This is a genomic window from Psychrobacter pulmonis (assembly GCF_904846465.1).
Lineage (GTDB): Bacteria > Pseudomonadota > Gammaproteobacteria > Pseudomonadales > Moraxellaceae > Psychrobacter > Psychrobacter faecalis.
This window is the reverse complement of the sequence record NZ_CAJHAT010000012.1, coordinates 1-807: the sequence shown is the minus strand read 5'-3', so window position 1 is coordinate 807 and position 807 is coordinate 1. Positions and strand designations below refer to the sequence as shown.

Here is an 807-nt window from a genome sequence, read left to right as displayed (position 1 = left end):
GTGGTCTTGCTGCCGCCTTAGCAAGAGCGGAAGCGGCAGAAGCCGCCGAAGCGGCTGCTCTAGCAGCGGCTGCCACCGCAGAGACCGCACGCCTTGCTGCTGAACAAGCCCAAGCTGCTGCAGAAGACGCTGCCCTAAAAGCCAAAGCGGCGGCCGACAAAGCCGTTGGTGACGCTAAAGCGGAAGCCGACAAGAAAGTAACAGAAGCCAATCAACAAGTGGCTGATGCTAAAGCGCAGGCGGCTAAAGCAGAAGCCGACGCGGCCACCGCTAAAGCGGCAGAAGATAAAGCCAAAGCAGAAGCCATAAAAGCCAAAGCGGATGCAGAAGCCGCCATTGCAGCTGCCAATGCTAAAGCTGACACTGCCAATCAACAGGCAATAGATGCCAAAGCCCAGGCCGAGCTTGAGAAACAAAAAGCGGCCACTGCCCAAGCAGAAGCAGACAAAGCCAAAGATGAATTACTCACCGCACAAGATAAGTTAGCTGCCGCCGAAAAAGCATTGGCAGACGCTCTAGCATCAGGCAATGGCAACACAGACGCCCTACAGGCAGAAGTGGATCGTCGCAAAGCAGCCCTTGATGCAGCGAACGCTAAAACCACAGAAGCACAGCAAGCACAAGCCGCAGCGCAAGCCGCAGCCGACGCTCAAGTCGCTGCTGCCCAAGCTGCCCAACAAGCCGCCGAAGCTGCCTTAGCTGCCTCTCAAATCAAAAACGCACCTGAAGCCGCTAAGTCTGGCGTTCAGACACTCAATGTTAATGTGGTTCCCTTAAACAAAGTCTATAACGCCACCACCCGTGACT

Annotated in this window: 1 protein-coding gene; it reads left to right on the top strand. The window is 55.6% G+C overall.

Annotated features, from left to right (window positions below; all coding sequences use genetic code 11):
- The coding region (locus JMX70_RS12405; RefSeq protein WP_406947884.1) for a hypothetical protein at positions 1 to 807 on the top strand (807 nt) is incomplete at both ends.